This window comes from Rhodobium gokarnense (assembly GCF_025961475.1).
Classification (GTDB): Bacteria; Pseudomonadota; Alphaproteobacteria; order Rhizobiales; family Rhodobiaceae; genus Rhodobium; species Rhodobium gokarnense.
On the sequence record NZ_JAOQNS010000006.1, the window covers coordinates 18,076 to 34,017 of the forward strand.

Sequence of the window (15,942 nt, forward strand, 5' to 3'; positions counted from 1 at the left end):
GGGTTTGGCCCGTCGTGTTTTCCGGCAGCCCGACGGGGTCCAGCGGAGAAACCGCGGCTAGAGCTGCGTGACCCTGTTCAACGTCGTTGACGGAGCCTCTCCGAACAGGCGTCGATACTCGATCGCGAACCGACCGAGCTCGGTCAGGCCGGCGGCAATGGCGGCGCTCTTGACGCCGCCGCGGTGCGCCGGCGACTTGATGAGCGCCCTGCGGGCAGCCGTGAACCGGCGCTTGCGGAAATACGCAAGGGGCGGCTCGTCGCAGACCGTGCGAAAGGCGCGGTAAAGGGCGGATTGACTGACGCCCGTGGCGGCACACAGGTCGGCCAGCGAGACCGGGGCTCCTTGCGCCGCGAAAAACCGTTCCTCGGCCTGGCGAACGATTTGCTCCGGTGGGCGGGCCCAGTTTTCCTGCAGCTGCCTGGGCGGCGCGTGGAGATATGCGTCGACAAGCAAGCCAAAGATTGCCTCGCTTGGATCCACCGTGCCGGCGCCGGACGGGTTTCCGGGTCCGGGCCCGATCGCGCTCCTGATGAGCATGTCGACGCCGGCTCGAAACCGGGTTGCGGCCCCGGCCGTGAGGTCCAGCGCCGAACGGTTCAGAAGGACATCCTCCGGGCCGACGCCGCGAAGGGCGGCAACCGTCTCGATGAAGTCGGTGCGGCGTACGGCAATGCCCATGGTCTGCCGCTTGCCGCCGGTTGCATGAAATCCGTCCTGCGCGCCTTGCGCATAGAGCACCGACCGACGGGCAAGCTCGCCGTTGATCCGGCACTCTTCTCCACCGTCCCACCACATGAAACTGTAGCAGCAGGGTTCGATTATGACGACGCCGACCGAAGCCGCGTTGTGCCGGACGCCAAGGATCGAGACCTTGTCCGACGAAAAAATCGTCATGTTGGTGAGTGCGGGCCCTGGCTGAAGCTGTACCGACGATACTTCCAAGACCGGAAGCAAAGGCTCGGCCGTGCCGCGATAATCGGCAAACTCGGCGAGTTTGATCGCCCTGACGCTTCGATCAGATCTTTGCGTGTTGCTGCGTATCGACGGATCGCCCATGACTGTCAACGTACATCAAAAAATCGCAACTCGGAAGCAATGGCGGGCGTCCGGTGGTATTCGCGGATCAAGAATAGTTGAGACCGGGGGACAGCCGGCGTCAAGATGCCGGCGCGTGAATGCGATTTATGCGGGCATCGCAAACGGCGGAATTGGAACGGAAACAGGCACCGGCTGCATCGGCCCGGCATGCCACCCACAACTTTGCATCTTCCATGCAAAGGGTCCTGTAGAAATCGACCATTGGCGCCCATCTTCCGACTGCGCATCAAAGTATACTCTGGCATGACGTGCCAACTCTCCTGCCGCTTTCTCCTTCTGCCAGTTGGATCGAAAGTCAAATAAGCTCGGAGCGACATCAATACAGGATCCGGCGAAGCGGCATGGTTGCCCGCGGAAACCACCTCCCCGGCACCCGCGCCTTCGTTGTCGCGCGTATGTTCATCGCAATCGCTTGGGCCAGCGCAGTGAACGTTCCCTGCCAAAGCGGTTCGCGCTGCTACCTATATGCCACCTAGGTTTTTGTTCCTCGCGCGAGGCGAAGAAATAAGTCATTGAAAATATTGGCAGATATGGTGCCCAGGGGCGGAATCGAACCACCGACACGCGGATTTTCAATCCGCTGCTCTACCAACTGAGCTACCTGGGCTTGATCGTCCCGAAAATGCGGCGTTGCGACGAAAATCCGCCGCGTCTCCGCGAAACGACCACGGCGTTATAGAGAGTTCGATCCGCCCTGTCCAGCACCCTCGAACGAGGTCATTTCGCCGGCCGGGGTCTCCTGCCGGCGATTGGCCGCCGGGTGGAAATCCGGACGCAACGACGCGGAAAGGACGGGACCTGCAGCGCCAAGGGATGGCCGGCTGGCATTGTCGCCGGGGCCATCGGCCGCCGGCGAAAAGCAGGTCGGGCAGGCATGCGGATGGCCTGGAATGGGGAGGCTCGACGCCCGGACGACGGGGCAGGCGAACGGACCGTCACCAGGCCCCGGGCAACAGGCCACTGGCAGGGTGCCACCTCGCCCCGCCTGGCGAGCAAGGACGTATCGGCCGACCCTCAATCCACCGGCCCTCAATCCACCGGATCGTCGCCGCCGAAGCCGCGGTCTTCCTCCACCACGGGGATCGCGTAGGCGCCGGTCAGCCAGCGATTGAGGTCGACGTCGGCGCAGCGTTTGGAGCAGAACGGATAGAACTTGCGCTGCGACGGCTTCTTGCAGATCGGGCAGGGCCGGGTCGGGCGCAGGGGCTCGACATTGTCGGCCTTTTTCGGGGTGTCTTCGGAATCGCTCATCGTTCCCGCTTATCCCATTCACGGTCGGCAAGACAAGGTTTGCCGGGCCGCCCTCTGCCGCGCGACGACCGGTAGCCGATCTTTGGGTTTCTGCCGCAGCCCTTCGCCAGGGCGCGGAACGCACGGCAATGACGCGCGCAGCAAGGCATGGCACGGAGCGGGTGCCGGCGTTCGAACCGGGTCTCCGCCCGGGATCGGATGTCATTCCCGTGGCGACGGGCGCCGCGCGGCAGCAGAAAATCACGAATATTTCAGCGTGATGCCGCCGTCGACGACGAGTTCCAGGCCGGTGACGTATTTCGCCTCGTCGGAGGCGAGGTAGAGCGCCGCATAGGCGACGTCCCAGGCATCGCCCATCTCGCCCATCGGGCACTGGGCGTTGCGCGCCTCCCACATCTTGTCGACGTCGCCGGCCGCATATTCCCTGGCAAGGCCGACGGATTTTTCCACCATCGGCGTCTTTAAGAGCCCGGGCAGCACCGCGTTGACCCGTATCTTGTCCGGCGCGTATTGCACGGCCGTCGTCCTGGTCAGGTGGTTGAGGGCGGCCTTGGTCGCCGAATAGGTGGCGTAGGGAACGCCGGTATAGCGGATCGAGGCGATCGAGGAGATGTTGACGATCGACCCGCCGCCCTGGGCCTGCATGATCGGGATGACGTGTTTCATGGCCAGGTACGCGCCCTTGAGGTTGATCGCGAACACCCTGTCCCAGTCCTCCTCGGAGACGTCGACGACGCCGCCGACCTCGGCGATCCCCACATTGTAGTCCAGCACGTCGATGCGGCCGTGGGCGTTCATGCAGGCGGCGACCATCGCCTCGATGTCGTCGCTCTTTGAGACGTCGGCGCGGAACGGGGTCGCCGCGCCGCCTTCCTCGCGGATGATGCGGACCGTCTCATCTGCCGCCGCGCCGTTGACGTCGGTGCAGAACACCCGCGCGCCCTCGCGGGCGAACAGCACCGAGGTCGCCTTGCCGTTGCCCCAGCCGGGGCCGATCGACCCGGCGCCGACCACCAGCGCCACCTTGTTGTGTAACCGTCCGATCGTCATCTAGCTCGCATCCCTGTTGGTGGCCCGGGCGCGCTCCGCGTCCTGCCGGCGCAGTTCGGTCTTCAGGATCTTGCCGTAATTGTTCTTCGGAAGGGCCTCGACGAAGACGTAGTCCTTCGGCCGCTTGAAGCGGGCGATGCCGGAAAGGCAGAGGGCGTCGAGCTCGCCGGCCTCGGCCTCGCCGGCGACATAGGCAACGACGACCTCACCCCAGTCGTCGTCCGGCCGGCCGATGACCGAGACCTCGCGAACGCCCGGGTGGGCAAGCAGCACCTCTTCGACCTCGCGCGGATAGACGTTGGAGCCGCCGGAAATGATCATGTCCTTGGAGCGGTCCATCAGCGTCAGGTAGCCGTCGTCGTCGAAGGCGCCGACATCGCCGGTGTGCAGCCAGCCACCGCGAAGCGCCGAGGCTGTCGCCTCCGGGTTCTGCCAGTAGCCGGGCATCACGGCATCGCCGCGCACCAGGATTTCGCCGGCCTCGCCGGGCGGCAACGGATTGTCCTTGATATCCGCGATCATCACCTCCACCGCCGAATTGACGATGCCGGCGGAGGCCAGGCGCTCGCGCCAGCGCGGATGGTCGCGGTCGGCAATGTCGGTCTTTGGCAGCACCGAGATGGTCATCGGCGATTCGCCCTGGCCGTAGATCTGGGCAAAGCGCGGGCCGAACCGGTCGATCGCGCGGATCGCATCGGCCACATGCATCGGCGCTCCGCCCCAGATGATGGTGCGGATGCTCGCGGGATCGATCTCGCGCGGCGCCTCGACCAGCCGCTTGATCATGGTCGGCGCGGCGAACATCGACGTGCCCGGCCGCTCGGCGATGAGCCGCAGGACTTCGTCCGGATCGAAGCCGCCGGAGGCCGGCACGGCATTGGCAGCAGTGCGGCAGACATGGGCCATCGCATAAAGCCCGGAGCCATGGCTCATCGGCGCGGCGTGGAGCAGCGTGTCGTCCGGCATCGTCGGGTCGACGTCCGAGAGGTAGGCGAAGGACATCGCCGCCAGATTTCGGTGGGTGAGCATGGCGCCCTTCGGCCGCCCCGTCGTGCCGGAGGTGTAGAACAGCCAGGCAAGGTCCTCGGGCGCGCGGGGCTGAATGGGGAGGGGCTCGGCGGCAAAGAGGCCGGCGTAGTCGGCGCTGCCGACCTCGATCAGCTCTTCAAGAGTTGCCGGCCGGTGGGCGTCGACGTCGCCGGCGATGTCGGCGCTGGCCAAGGCAATGCGGGCGCCGGAATTCTCCAGGATCCAGCCGATCTCCGCGCCGTGCAGCTTGGCGTTGACGGGGACGGCGGCGAGGCCGGCCCACCAGATGCCGTAGAGCATCTCCAGATAATCGGCGGAGTTTTTCGAGACGATCGCAACCCTGTCGCCGGCTTGAACCCCGAGCGGGCCGGTGAGCGCCGCAGCGAGGCGGCCAGCGCGCTCGGCAAAGCCGCCATAGTCGCGCAACGCGCGGTTGTCGGCGAGGATCGCCGGTCGGTCCCGGCTGCTCTTTGCGGCGCGCGCCAGCCAGGCGGCAAGGTTCATGGACGTCTCCCGGTTGTGTTCTTGGATCTCAGCCTAGAACAACAAGCGGAAGCGTGGGAACCGGGATTTTGGTGATATCTAATATGCGCAAATCGCGATGCGCGGGACGCGCCGGCGTTACACGTCGGAGGTGAGGGGATCGATCCAGCCGGCGCGCACGCGGTAGCCCTCGCCGGACAGCAGCGAAACGGTCTCGAACAGCGGCAGGCCGACCACATTGGTGTAGGAACCGGTCAGCTTGACGACGAAGGAGCCGGCAAGCCCCTGGATCGCGTAGCCGCCCGCCTTGCCGCGCCATTCGCCGGAGGCGAGGTAATCGGCAACCTCTTCGCGCCCGAGCCGCTTGAAGCGCACCCGCGTCTCCACCAGCTTCTGGCGGATGTCGTGCTTGGGATTGACGACGCACACGCTCGTATAGACCCGGTGCGAGCGGCCGGAGAGGAGCTCCAGGCAGGTCTCCGCCTCGTCGAGCATCTCCGCCTTCGGCAGCACCCGGCGGCCGACGGCGACGACGGTGTCGGCTGTGACGGCATAGGCGTCGCTGACCGCCGCGTCGCGATCCATCCACAGTCGGATCATCTCCGCCTTGGTGCGCGCCAGGCGATTGACCAGCGTGCGCGGAACCTCGCCGCGCTGCGGCGTCTCGTCGATATCGGCCGGGTGCAGCCGGTCGGGCTCGATGCCGGCCTGCTGCAACAGCGCCAGCCGGCGCGGCGAACCGGAACCGAGGATGAGCATTTGCTTGTCGGACATCGCGGATTCCGGCACGTCTGGTTGCGCTACGGACGGACTGTTAGCGGGCGCTGTCGGGAGGCGTCCAGCTTCTGAAGCGGCCCACTATTTGAAGCGGTAAGTGATCCGGCCCTTGGTCAGATCATAGGGGGTCATTTCGACCAGCACCTTGTCACCGGCCAGAACGCGGATGCGGTTCTTGCGCATGCGTCCCGCCGTGTGGGCGATGATCTCGTGCTCGTTTTCCAGTTTGACGCGGAACGTCGCATTCGGGAGCAGTTCGGTGACCACTCCGGGGAATTCCAGAACTTCTTCCTTCGCCATTCGTTTCTCGGTTGTCGCATGAAAATTCGCCCGGAACCTAGCGGATCGGGAACGTAAAGGAAACTCCTAAAGCCGATTTCGCTATGGAGTAGGGCAGGAGGGACGGAAGGAGCGCCGGTGGCAGGGCCATCCGGCACGAAAGCTAGGTCGCGCGCCGCGTATGCCAGGCGCCCCAGAAGAGGCTGGAGAAGAATCGCTCGGGCGCGGTAAAGCCGCTGGCGGCGAGAAGGTCGGCGACGGCCTCCTCGGACGCCGGCGGCACGGCGCCGGCCTTGATGCGCGCCAGCTTTGCCTCGACCTCGCCTTCTGACGCGCCATGGAGCCGCCAGCGGTTTGCCCACGCGGCCTGCAGAAGCGGTTCGCTGTCATAGGCCCTGTAGTTGCCGGCAAGGACGAGCGATCCGCCCGGCAGAAGGCGGCCGGCGATGTCCTCAAGCAGCCGCGCCTTGTCGGCATCGCCCGGGATATGGTGCAGCACGCCGATCATCAGCGCGGCGTCGAAGGCAGGCTCTGCCGGCAGGGCCGAGACGGCGTCGCGGACGAAGGTGACGCGCTCGCCGATCCCGGCCTCCTCGACCGCGGCCTGCGCCAGCGCCAGCATCGGCTCGGACGGGTCGACCGCGACAAAGGTCCAGTTCGGCTCCAGCCGCGCGGTGGCGGTGATCTCGCCGGCGGTGCCGCCCGCGCCGACGACGAGGATGCGCCGCTCCCTGGCGCCGGCAAGGGCCGCCGACAGGATGCAGGCCGAAAGCTCGTGGCAGGCGTCGTACCCGGCCAGCCCGATCCGCGCCTGTTCGGTATATTCCCGGGCCCGGGACGGATCGAACTTGGCATGGGAGGAGGACGTCATGGGGCAGGGCCTTTCGATGTTCGGGGAAAGCGTCGACGTCTCCATAACAGATGCAAGGAGAGTTGGGCGATCACGACGCTCTTGATTCATTGAGAATGTCTCCGACGAGATCGATTTGCGAAGTCGAATTGTAGAGGTGCGGTGACAACCGCACCGCCCCGGCGCGAACGGCGGTAAATATCCCTTCGCGGTCGAGGCGGCTCTTGAGCCGGGCAAGGGCGGCCGGATCGTCGTCGGTGAGAAGAACGAGCGAGGAGCGAGACGCCGTTGCCGCGGATGGGCTGATGAGCCGGTATCCGTTTTCCGTGCAACTCTCGACCAGCTTCTGAACGAGGCGCTGATTGTGATCCTCGACGGCCTCGAGGCCGATCGCCAAAAGCAGGTCGATGGCCTCCCGCAACGCCGTGAAATTGAAGAAATTGGCGGTGCCGAAAACGTCGAAGTCGGCCGCCCGCTCGACGGGCCCGACGCGGAGTTCGCCGAGCTCGCCGGCGAGGTCGTCGGCCGTCAGCATCGACAGCCAATAGGCATGGGTGCGGTGCAGCCGGTCGATCAGCCGCGGCGCCATCCAGCAGAAGCCGGTGCCGTAGGGGCCGCAGAGCCACTTGAACCCCACCGTCGTGACGGCATCGACCGGATGCCCGGTGACGTCGAGGGCGCGCGCGCCGAGGGCCTGGGAGGCGTTGACGACGAAGACGACGCCGGCGCTCTGGCAGACGTCTCCCAGCGCGTCGAGATCGATGGCATGTCCGGAGAAGGAGTGGACGAGGGTCGTGCAGAAAAGCCGCGTGGCGGGCGTGACGGCCGCACGCAGCTCGTCGGGCGACAGCACGCGCCCTTGCGGCTTCAGGCGCCGCACTTTCACGCCGTATCGGGCTTCCAGCGCCAGCCATGGCAGAATGTCGGACGGGAAATCGGTCTCCATGACGATGATCTCGTCGCCTTGCCGCCACGGATAGGCGTTGGCGATCAGGTGCAGCCCGTAGGATGCGCTGTTGGCGAGGACGATTTCGTCCTCGTTGGCGTTGAGAAGGCGCGCGACGGCAGCGCGCAGGCCTTCCGGAACGCCCTTGAAGCGTTCGCCCGTCAACTCGAACGGTTTCTGCTTCCACGCGATCGCGCGCCGGGCAGCCTCGGCGGCCACAGTCGGCAGCGCGCCCTGGTGGGCCGTGTTCAGCCACGTGGCGTCGCCAAGCTCGAAATGGGCGTCGTAGCGGGTCGTCATGCGATATGGCCTCCGACCGGGCAGCGGGCATTTTCGCAGATCGCGTGGTTGCAGTGTCGGCAGAGCCGCCAGGCCTCGAGCCTGTCTTCCGCGGCGCCTTCCAAAATGCGCTCCAGCGTGTTTTCGAGGTGCGACAGGTCCTGTTGGGAGAGCATCTCAAGACGTGTCGCAATGGCCGTTTCCTGCAGCGCCAATATCGCCTCTGCCTGGTCGCGCCCGGCCGGCGTCAAGACGAGCGCCACATTGCGCTTGTCTGCGCCCTGCCGGCGCTCTACCAGGCCGGATCCCTGCAGCCGGTCGATCACCCTGACGGCGCCCGAATGCGAAAGCTGCATCATCGATGCGATGTCCCGGATCGGCGCGCCGGCATGGGCATGGATTGCCAGCAGCACGCTGCCGTCCGGATCGAGATGCGAACTGCTGCGGGCGACCGCGGTCTGGACGAGGTTCGAAAAGGCGAGGATCAGATTGGTTTGTATGCCCATAGTATATGCTCCAATCATATGACTAAAGCATACACCATAAACCGCAATCGTCGAGTCCCGAATGCGGGCAGTCGTAAAATGGCCACGTCGTTAGCCGAGCAGTCTTGAAGACCTCGCAGTTCCCGCCGTGCAAGACTGTGCGCGAAGCGCAAGGATGGAGGTCATGTCGTCCTTCGTATTGCCGGCTGCGCCGCGACGATGCCGGACGCTCGGCAGAAATCCCCTCAGTCCCCCGGCACCGGGTTCCAGTCGAAGCGATCCTTGATGCGCTCCATGAGGCCGTCGCGGACCGCGCGGTAGGAATCGAGGATCTGCTCGCGCGAGCCGGTGGCAAGGCCGGGGTCTAGGGTCGGCCAGTATTCCACGTCGATGGCCTCGGTGCGGGTCAGTTCCAGGGCCTTGTGGTGGGCTTCCGGGGCGAGCGTGATGACGAGGTCGAAATGGGTGTCTTCCAGGTCGTCGAAGGTCTGCGGCCGGTGTTTTGAGATGTCGAGGCCGAGCTCTTCCATGACGGCGACGGCGAACGGGTCGGTCTCGCCGCGGCGGGCGCCGACGGACTGGACGTAGATCTGGCGCGGGAAGAGCTGCTTCAGGATGGCTTCGGCCATGGGCGAGCGGATGGCGTTGAGGCCGCAGGCGAAAAGCACCGCCCCGGGCCGCAAGGCACCCGGCGCCGCGGCCACCCTCAGCCCTTCCAGTGCAGGGCGCAGACCAGCGTGAACAGGCGGCGCGCCGTATCCAGGTCGATGGCGATCTTGCCGTTAAGCCGCGTTTGCAACACCTCCGAGCCCTCGTTGTGGACGCCGCGCCGGCCCATGTCGATGGCTTCGATCTGGCTCGGCGAGGCGGTCTTGATGGCGTGGAAATAGCTCTCGCAGATCAGGAAATAGTCCTTGATGATCCTGCGGAAGGGGGTCAGCGACAGGACATGGGTGACGATCCGCTCGCCGTCCTCGTGGGTTACGTCCAGGAACAGCTTCTTGTCGACGATGCCGATGAGAAGGCGATAGGGGCCGCCGGGCTCATAGGTCTCGACGCGGAACCGGTTGTCCTCCAGGAGGTCGTAGACCGCGATCGCCCGCTCGTGCTCGATGTCGGGCGTCGAACGCGCGATCGAGTTCTCGTCGAGCGTGATCTCGATCAGGCGGTCGGCGGGTCCGTAACCAGCATCGGGTCTGTCCTCAGCCATGTCCTACCTATGCCGGGCCTGCCGTCGCGGCGTCAATTGAGACGGATCGTGACCGACCGGCCGTGCGCGTGCAGTCCCTCGGCCTCGGCGAGCGCCACCGCGGCGCCGGAAAGGGTCCTCAGGCTTGCCGGATCGCATTTCAGGATGCTGGTGCGCTTGACGAAGTCGAGCACCGACAGGCCGGAGGAGAAGCGGGCGGAGCGGGCGGTCGGCAGCACGTGGTTGGAGCCGCCGACATAGTCGCCGATGGTCTCCGGCGTGTGCCGGCCGAGGAAGACGGCGCCGGCATTGGTGATCCTGGCAAAGAGGCCTTCCGGATCGGCGACGGCGAGTTCCAGGTGCTCCGGCGCCACCCGGTCGACCAGCGCCGGCGCGTCCTCAAGGCTGTCGACGACGATGGTCGCCCCGAAATCCTGCCAGCTCGCACTGGCGATCTCCTCGCGCGGCAGCGTCTTGAGCTGGTCGGCGACGGCCGCTTCCACGGCGTCGGCGAACGCCGCGCTGTCGGTGATCAGGATCGACTGGGCCGAGCGGTCGTGCTCGGCCTGGGCGAGGAGGTCGGCGGCGATCCAGGCCGGATCGTTGCCGTCGTCGGCGACGACAAGGATTTCCGACGGTCCGGCGATCATGTCGATGCCGACCGTGCCGAAGACCTGGCGCTTGGCGGCGGCGACGAACGCATTGCCCGGCCCGACGATCTTGGCGACCGGCTTGATGGTCTCTGTGCCATAGGCGAGCGCCGCGACGGCCTGCGCCCCGCCGATGCGGTAGATTTCCGAAACGCCGGCGAGCCTTGCGGCCGTCAGCACCAGCGGATTGACGACGCCGTCGGGCGTCGGCACGACCATGGCGATGCGCTTGACGCCGGCAACGAGGGCCGGCACGGCGTTCATCAGCACCGAGCTCGGATAGGCCGCCGTGCCGCCCGGAACGTAGAGCCCGGCCGATTCCACCGCCGTCCAGCGCGAGCCGAGTTCGACGCCCGTGGAATCCTTGTAGCGGTCGTCGCCCGGCACCTGGCGGCCGTGATGGGCGGCGATGCGGTCGCGGGCGAGCGTCAGCGCCGCGCGCGTTTCGTCATCGACGCTGGCGACGGCGGCGTCGACCTCTTCAGCCGAAATGGCGAGGCCGGTCTGGGTCAGGTCCAGCCGGTCGAATCTCTTCGTGTAGTCGAAGAGCGCGGCATCGCCCCGGGCGCGCACATCGGCGATGATCTCGCGCACCACCGCGTCGACGTCCTCCGACACCTCGCGCTTGGTGGCAAGCAACGCCTGAAAGTCTGCCTCGAAACTGTCCTTGCGGCTGTCGAGCCTGATCGCCACGCCTTTGGTCTCCCGGTTTCGGCCCCCCAAAGGGCCGGTCGGCTACGCGTTGTTTTCGCCGTCAGTTTCGTCCGTGTCGTGCTGCGGCTTCGATTTCGTCTCCCAGGCAGCGCCGAGGTCGGAAAGCTGCGCCTCCAGGCACTCCACCTCCAGCCGGATCGTGCCGCCGCCGGCAAAGGCCAGTTCCACCGTGCCCTCCGGCTCCTCTGCGGCGGAGAACCGGACGGCCAGCAGGGCCAGCACCTCGTCCTTGTCGGCCGGCGTCAGGTTATGCGCCTGGGCCCGCCGCACCCGGTCGAAATGCAGCACGGCGCGCCGCCGCTCGAACCCGTTCTTGGCCGTCCTGTCCGCCTTTTCCCAGGCGAACCGGTTCATGGCGACGAGGAAGCGCTGCTGCTTCGGCATCCACTTGATGTCGCCGGTCTTCAGGACCGCGTCCTGGACATGCGCCGACACGATATCGAGGTCTTCGCTGTCGAGGGCTATCAGCTTCAGTGCGTTCATGGTGCGTCGTTCGTTTCCGGAAATACCCGTCCGTCGCCGGCAAGGTGTCGTCCCAGACCTAGCCTCTGCGGATCGTCTTCGCAACAGATAGGGCACGTTCCAGCGGATGCCGAGATGCCATCAGGCCGCAACGCGGGTGATTTCCGCGCCGCAGGCGTTGAGCTTGTCCTCAAGCCGCTCAAAGCCGCGGTCGAGATGGTATATGCGGTTGACGACGGTCTCGCCTTCGGCCGCCAGCCCCGCGATCACCAGCGAGACAGAGGCGCGAAGGTCCGTCGCCATCACCGGCGCACCGCGCAGGGACCTGACGCCGTCGACCGTCGCGACCTGGCCGTCAAGATGGATGTCGGCTCCGAGCCGGGCCAGCTCCTGCACATGCATGAAGCGGTTCTCAAAGATCGTCTCGGTGATGTGCGAGGTGCCCTTGGCCCGCGTCATCAGCGCCATGAACTGGGCCTGCAGGTCGGTCGGGAACTCCGGGAAGGGCGCGGTCATGACGTCGACCGGCAGGATGTCGCCGGCCTTGCGGGAAACGCGGATGCCCTTGTTGGTCTCGGTGATCTCCGTGCCGGTCTGGCGCAGGATGTCGAGGGCGGATTCCAGGAGGTCGGCGCGGGTGCCTTCCAGCAGCACATCGCCGCCGGTCATGGCGACGGCCATGGCGTAGGTGCCGGTCTCGATGCGGTCCGGCAGCACCCGGTGGGTGGCGCCGTGGAGGCTGTCCACGCCGTCGATGGTGAGCGTGTCAGTGCCGATGCCCTCGATCTTCGCGCCCATGGCGATAAGGCATTCGGCGAGGTCGCCGACCTCCGGCTCGCGGGCGGCATTCTCGATCACCGTCTCACCGCGGGCAAGCGTTGCCGCCATCATCAGCGTATGGGTGGCGCCGACGGAGACCTTCGGCAGGACGATGCGGTCGCCGATGAGGCCGCGCGGCGCCTTGGCGTTGACGTAGCCGCCCTCGATCTCGATCTCCGCGCCGAGGCTGGAAAGGCCCTGGATGTAAAAGTCGACAGGCCGGGTGCCGATGGCGCAGCCGCCCGGCAGCGACACCCGCGCCTCGCGCATGCGCGCAAGCAGCGGCCCGATGACCCAGAAGCTCGCCCGCATCTTGGAGACGAGGTCGTAGGGTGCCGTGGTGTCGACGATCTCGTGGGCGTTGAGATTGAGCGTCTGGCCGGCAGCACCGTTCTGGCCGGCGCGCTTGCCGGCGATGGTGTAGTCGACGCCGTGATTGACGAGGATCTCGGCGAGCTGGCGCACGTCGCGCAGGCGCGGCACGTTCTCCAGCGTCAGGGTCTCCTCGGTGAGGAGCGCGGCCGTCATCAGCGGCAGGGCGGCGTTCTTGGCCCCGGAGATCGGGATGGTGCCGTTAAGGGCGTTGCCGCCGATGATCTTGAGGCTTTCCATGAATGCTGTCCGTTTCCTGGATAAAAGGGCCGCTAAAGGGTCGGGGCGTTCGCCGACACTATGATGCCCGATGTGGCGTCAATAAGCCGGAGAATAAAGGGGTCAGCCGCCGCCGCCGGGCTTTTCCGCCGGGGTTTGCGCGTCGTCGTCCACCGGATGGCGCGCATCATCCGCCGGCGGGCCGGCCTTGCGGCGCCTGAGATTCTGGCGAAGAGCGTCGGCGAGACGCTTCTCGCGCTCGGCCCGCGCGTCGGATTTCTTCGGTGTGTCCCCGGTCATGGCCGAGGGTTTTAGGCGATGAGACGGCATCCGCCAAGCCCGCAGGTTCATGCAGCCTCGGCTCCGATCACAGGAGCGCTGCGAGGGCGCCGCTGGCGCTGCCGGTTCCCCTTGCATCGAACGGGAGGCTATGGCAGAAGAGCGCGGCGTTTGCGGCGCCCCGGCGCCATGCCGCACGGGCGGCACCGAAAACGCTGTTGCATCGGGACGAAATCTGTGGTTCCACCGCGGCTAGGCGCCGGCGGACGAGCCCTCAAGAGTCGCCCCGCGCCAACAAGCCCCAGATGGCTTGACGCCCGCCAAGGGCCGATGCCGCCGTAGCTCAGGGGTAGAGCACTCCCTTGGTAAGGGAGAGGTCGAGTGTTCAAATCACTCCGGCGGCACCATATTTCCGATCTCACGGCAGTTCGCATGCGCTCACGCCTCCGATGGCGCGGCCTGACCGGCCGGTGCCCGTTTGGCCTCGCGAACGCTTTGCGTTCGAACAGTCCCCATCGACGCACACCATTTGTCGGGGAGTGTCGGTTGCTCTGTACACACCTGATGACCAATCCCGCGCCGATCGAATGCCGCCACCGGGCTGCGGCTGGCCCGGCGCGAGATGTCGAACTGCCTGAACACTTTGAAAAAAAAAGCGCGATGCGGTGAATAGGAGCGCTATTCTCCGCAAATAATGCGTCGAATAGCCTTGCGTTCTGCGGTGAATAGATGCGATAATCTCCGCAGGAGATGCGTTGAATGATCCGCTATATTCACCAAGGAAAGGACTGGCCCGCTTTTCGCTGGAATGCAGAAAAGCTTTCAAGCCTGCTCGCCGACGTTCGCCACCGCCAGGGCCGCCTGATCGGGCGGATGGAAGCGCTCGGCTTTCCGCTTCGATCCGAAGCCGTTCTCAAGACCCTGACCGAAGACGTCCTCAAATCCAGCGAGATCGAGGGCGAGCGTCTCGACAAGGCGCAGGTGCGCTCCTCCATCGCCCGGCGTCTCGGTCTCGATATTGGCGGCCTGGTTCCGGCCGACCGGCATGTCGAGGGGATTGTCGAGCTGATGCTCGATGCCACCCAGACCTACGACGCACCGCTCTCCGCCGATCGGCTGTTCGATTGGCACGCGGCCCTCTTTCCCACGGGGCGCAGCGGCATGACCCGTATCACTGTCGGCGCATGGCGCGACGACAGCTCCGGCCCGATGCAGGTCGTCTCCGGCCCCTTCGGCAAGGAGAAGGTTCACTTCGAGGCACCGGAGGCCGGACGGCTCGACGCCGAAATGCGGGCGTTCCTCGACTGGTTCAATTCCCGGCCCGTGACCGATCCGGTCTTGAAGGCGGGGATCGCCCATCTCTGGTTCGTCACCCTCCATCCCTTTGACGACGGCAACGGGCGCATCGCCCGCGCGATCGCCGACATGGCCCTGGCACGCTCGGAAGGCACATCGCAGCGCTTCTACAGCATGTCGGCGCAGATCAGGGCCGAGAGAAACGCCTATTACGACACCCTGGAGCGCACCCAGAAGGGCGATCTCGATATCACCGACTGGCTGGACTGGTTCCTGGCCTGTCTCGGACGCGCCTTCGAAGGGGCAGAGGCGGTTCTGTCCTCAGTCCTCGGCAAGGCACGCTTCTGGGAAGCCCACGCGGCGGCCTCCTTCAATGACCGCCAGCGCGAAATGCTCAATCGCCTCATGGACGGCTTTGAGGGCAAGCTCACCTCGTCGAAATGGGCCAAAATCGAGAAATGCTCCCAGGACACGGCCCTGCGCGACATCGACGACCTGATCAGACGGAATATTCTGGTGAAGGATGCCGCCGGAGGGCGCAGCACGAGTTATTCGCTCGTTCCATAAGACGTCTCTTATACTCCGAGAGAGGCGCCAGGCGGGGACGCAACGCGCCCACCCAGCCCCTCAACTCGCCACCAGCCCCCGAGCCCGAAAAACATCCCGCGCCGCCTCCGTCGCCGCATCGTCGGGCGTTGGCGTATCCGCAAGGGCGTAGGGCTTGTTGAGTTCGGCCCATTTCGCCGCGCCCATCTGGTGGAAGGGGAGGACTTCGACGCGCTCGATAATGGAGCCGAGGCCGGCGACGAAGTCGGCCATGCGGGCGACGTCATCCGGCGCGTCGGTGAGGCCGGGGACGAGGACGTAGCGGATCCAGGCGTGCTTTTGCATCGCCGCGAGCCGGTGGGCGAAGTCCAGCGTCGGCTGCAGCGGCTGGGCGGTCAGCTTCTCGTAGCGGACCGGATCGATGTGCTTGATGTCGAGCATGACGAGGTCGACCGGATCGAACCAGTCGTCATCGAGGCTCTCGTGCAAAAAACCTTGCGTGTCGAGCGCGATGTGGAGGCCGAGTTCTTCCTTGATCCGCCGCGTCACCTGGCCGACGAAGGCGGCCTGCATCAGCGGCTCGCCGCCGGAAAAGGTGACGCCGCCGGCAAGCTTCAGGAAGCCGGCATAGCGCGTCACTTCCTCCAGCATATCGTCGGCGTCGACGCGCCGGCCGTTGTGCAGCTTCCAGGTATCCGGGTTGTGGCAATAGAGGCAGCGGAACAGGCAGCCCGCCATGAAGAACACGAAGCGCACGCCCGGCCCGTCGATCGCGCCGCCGGTCTCGACCGAATGCAGAAAGCCGTGGTCGGCGTCGTGGTGAACGCCGGCAACGGGATGCGGATGGTGAACGCGCGCGTCCAAGA

17 protein-coding genes and 2 tRNA genes are annotated in these 15,942 nt (G+C 66.0%); 2 read left to right on the forward strand and 17 right to left on the reverse strand.

Going from position 1 to position 15,942, the window contains the following annotated elements:
* Window positions 1-57: 57 nt before the first annotated feature.
* From M2319_RS11695 to M2319_RS11770, 16 genes are all read right to left on the reverse strand, one after another.
* A complete protein-coding gene (locus M2319_RS11695) occupies window positions 58-1,059 on the reverse strand; it encodes a helix-turn-helix domain-containing protein (protein ID WP_264601644.1) in 1,002 nt (333 codons plus the stop codon).
* 573 nt (window positions 1,060-1,632) lie between these two features.
* Window positions 1,633-1,708 (reverse strand) — tRNA-Phe (locus tag M2319_RS11700).
* Window positions 1,709-2,130: 422 nt separating this feature from the next.
* Window positions 2,131-2,352: a DNA gyrase inhibitor YacG gene (gene yacG / locus M2319_RS11705; protein WP_264601645.1), complete on the reverse strand. Its 222-nt coding sequence runs from the start codon at window positions 2,350-2,352 to the stop codon at window positions 2,131-2,133.
* Between the two features lie 240 nt (window positions 2,353-2,592).
* Window positions 2,593-3,396, reverse strand: a complete 804-nt coding sequence (locus M2319_RS11710) for an SDR family NAD(P)-dependent oxidoreductase (RefSeq protein WP_264601890.1) — start codon at window positions 3,394-3,396, stop codon at window positions 2,593-2,595.
* A gap of 6 nt (window positions 3,397-3,402) precedes the next feature.
* On the reverse strand, window positions 3,403-4,935 hold the full coding sequence (locus M2319_RS11715) for an AMP-binding protein (RefSeq protein ID WP_264601646.1): 1,533 nt from the start codon (window positions 4,933-4,935) through the stop codon (window positions 3,403-3,405).
* A 117-nt stretch (window positions 4,936-5,052) separates the two neighbouring features.
* Entirely contained in the window at window positions 5,053-5,688 is a 636-nt protein-coding gene (locus M2319_RS11720) for a Maf-like protein (RefSeq protein WP_264601647.1), read from the reverse strand.
* A gap of 84 nt (window positions 5,689-5,772) precedes the next feature.
* Window positions 5,773-5,991 carry a translation initiation factor IF-1 gene (gene infA / locus M2319_RS11725; protein WP_004435948.1) on the reverse strand — a complete coding sequence of 73 codons (219 nt, stop codon included), beginning with the start codon at window positions 5,989-5,991 and terminating at the stop codon, window positions 5,773-5,775.
* 142 nt (window positions 5,992-6,133) lie between these two features.
* Window positions 6,134-6,841 (reverse strand): class I SAM-dependent methyltransferase, encoded by a 708-nt coding sequence (locus M2319_RS11730; protein WP_264601648.1) that lies wholly within the window; start codon window positions 6,839-6,841, stop codon window positions 6,134-6,136.
* 70 nt (window positions 6,842-6,911) lie between these two features.
* The gene (locus tag M2319_RS11735; protein ID WP_264601649.1) at window positions 6,912-8,066 is read right to left on the reverse strand and encodes an aminotransferase class V-fold PLP-dependent enzyme; all 1,155 of its coding nucleotides are present in this window, start codon (window positions 8,064-8,066) and stop codon (window positions 6,912-6,914) included.
* Window positions 8,063-8,551 carry a MarR family winged helix-turn-helix transcriptional regulator gene (locus M2319_RS11740; protein ID WP_264601650.1) on the reverse strand — a complete coding sequence of 163 codons (489 nt, stop codon included), beginning with the start codon at window positions 8,549-8,551 and terminating at the stop codon, window positions 8,063-8,065. The genes M2319_RS11735 and M2319_RS11740 overlap by 4 nt, the downstream gene beginning before the upstream one ends.
* A gap of 224 nt (window positions 8,552-8,775) precedes the next feature.
* The gene (locus tag M2319_RS11745; protein WP_406682117.1) at window positions 8,776-9,240 is read right to left on the reverse strand and encodes an arsenate-mycothiol transferase ArsC; all 465 of its coding nucleotides are present in this window, start codon (window positions 9,238-9,240) and stop codon (window positions 8,776-8,778) included.
* Window positions 9,237-9,740, reverse strand: coding sequence for a UPF0262 family protein (locus tag M2319_RS11750; protein WP_264601652.1), 504 nt, complete (start codon window positions 9,738-9,740; stop codon window positions 9,237-9,239). Before M2319_RS11750 ends, M2319_RS11745 begins: the two co-directional genes overlap by 4 nt.
* A 32-nt stretch (window positions 9,741-9,772) precedes the next feature.
* The gene (gene hisD, locus M2319_RS11755) at window positions 9,773-11,062 is read right to left on the reverse strand and encodes a histidinol dehydrogenase (RefSeq protein WP_264601653.1); all 1,290 of its coding nucleotides are present in this window, start codon (window positions 11,060-11,062) and stop codon (window positions 9,773-9,775) included.
* Between the two features lie 42 nt (window positions 11,063-11,104).
* Entirely contained in the window at window positions 11,105-11,566 is a 462-nt protein-coding gene (locus M2319_RS11760; protein ID WP_264601654.1) for a DUF2948 family protein, read from the reverse strand.
* 120 nt (window positions 11,567-11,686) lie between these two features.
* Complete coding sequence (gene murA, locus M2319_RS11765; RefSeq protein WP_264601655.1) at window positions 11,687-12,976, reverse strand: UDP-N-acetylglucosamine 1-carboxyvinyltransferase; 1,290 nt, start codon at window positions 12,974-12,976, stop codon at window positions 11,687-11,689.
* A gap of 102 nt (window positions 12,977-13,078) precedes the next feature.
* A complete protein-coding gene (locus tag M2319_RS11770; protein WP_264601656.1) occupies window positions 13,079-13,255 on the reverse strand; it encodes a hypothetical protein in 177 nt (58 codons plus the stop codon).
* 311 nt (window positions 13,256-13,566) lie between these two features.
* Here M2319_RS11770 and M2319_RS11775 point away from each other — a divergent pair.
* Together M2319_RS11775 and M2319_RS11780 are read left to right on the forward strand one after the other, a co-directional pair.
* Window positions 13,567-13,641 (forward strand) — tRNA-Thr (locus tag M2319_RS11775).
* Window positions 13,642-13,996: 355 nt separating this feature from the next.
* A complete protein-coding gene (locus M2319_RS11780) occupies window positions 13,997-15,097 on the forward strand; it encodes a Fic family protein (protein WP_264601891.1) in 1,101 nt (366 codons plus the stop codon).
* Window positions 15,098-15,157: 60 nt separating this feature from the next.
* Here M2319_RS11780 and pflA read toward each other — a convergent pair whose 3' ends face one another.
* Entirely contained in the window at window positions 15,158-15,940 is a 783-nt protein-coding gene (gene pflA, locus M2319_RS11785) for a pyruvate formate-lyase-activating protein (RefSeq protein ID WP_264601657.1), read from the reverse strand.
* Between the last annotated feature and the right edge of the window lie 2 nt (window positions 15,941-15,942).

Bases quoted from the DNA above. Each gene is read 5' to 3' on its own strand.
- M2319_RS11715 (WP_264601646.1), bottom strand. From the start codon at position 4,935: ATGAACCTTGCCGCCTGGCTGGCGCGCGCCGCAAAGAGCAGCCGGGAC.
- M2319_RS11730 (WP_264601648.1), bottom strand. From the start codon at position 6,841: ATGACGTCCTCCTCCCATGCCAAGTTCGATCCGTCCCGGGCCCGGGAA.
- M2319_RS11760 (WP_264601654.1), bottom strand. From the start codon at position 11,566: ATGAACGCACTGAAGCTGATAGCCCTCGACAGCGAAGACCTCGATATC.
- M2319_RS11750 (WP_264601652.1), bottom strand. From the start codon at position 9,740: ATGGCTGAGGACAGACCCGATGCTGGTTACGGACCCGCCGACCGCCTG.
- murA (WP_264601655.1), bottom strand. From the start codon at position 12,976: ATGGAAAGCCTCAAGATCATCGGCGGCAACGCCCTTAACGGCACCATC.
- M2319_RS11720 (WP_264601647.1), bottom strand. From the start codon at position 5,688: ATGTCCGACAAGCAAATGCTCATCCTCGGTTCCGGTTCGCCGCGCCGG.
- M2319_RS11740 (WP_264601650.1), bottom strand. From the start codon at position 8,551: ATGGGCATACAAACCAATCTGATCCTCGCCTTTTCGAACCTCGTCCAG.
- M2319_RS11695 (WP_264601644.1), bottom strand. From the start codon at position 1,059: ATGGGCGATCCGTCGATACGCAGCAACACGCAAAGATCTGATCGAAGC.
- M2319_RS11735 (WP_264601649.1), bottom strand. From the start codon at position 8,066: ATGACGACCCGCTACGACGCCCATTTCGAGCTTGGCGACGCCACGTGG.
- infA (WP_004435948.1), bottom strand. From the start codon at position 5,991: ATGGCGAAGGAAGAAGTTCTGGAATTCCCCGGAGTGGTCACCGAACTG.
- yacG (WP_264601645.1), bottom strand. From the start codon at position 2,352: ATGAGCGATTCCGAAGACACCCCGAAAAAGGCCGACAATGTCGAGCCC.
- M2319_RS11770 (WP_264601656.1), bottom strand. From the start codon at position 13,255: ATGACCGGGGACACACCGAAGAAATCCGACGCGCGGGCCGAGCGCGAG.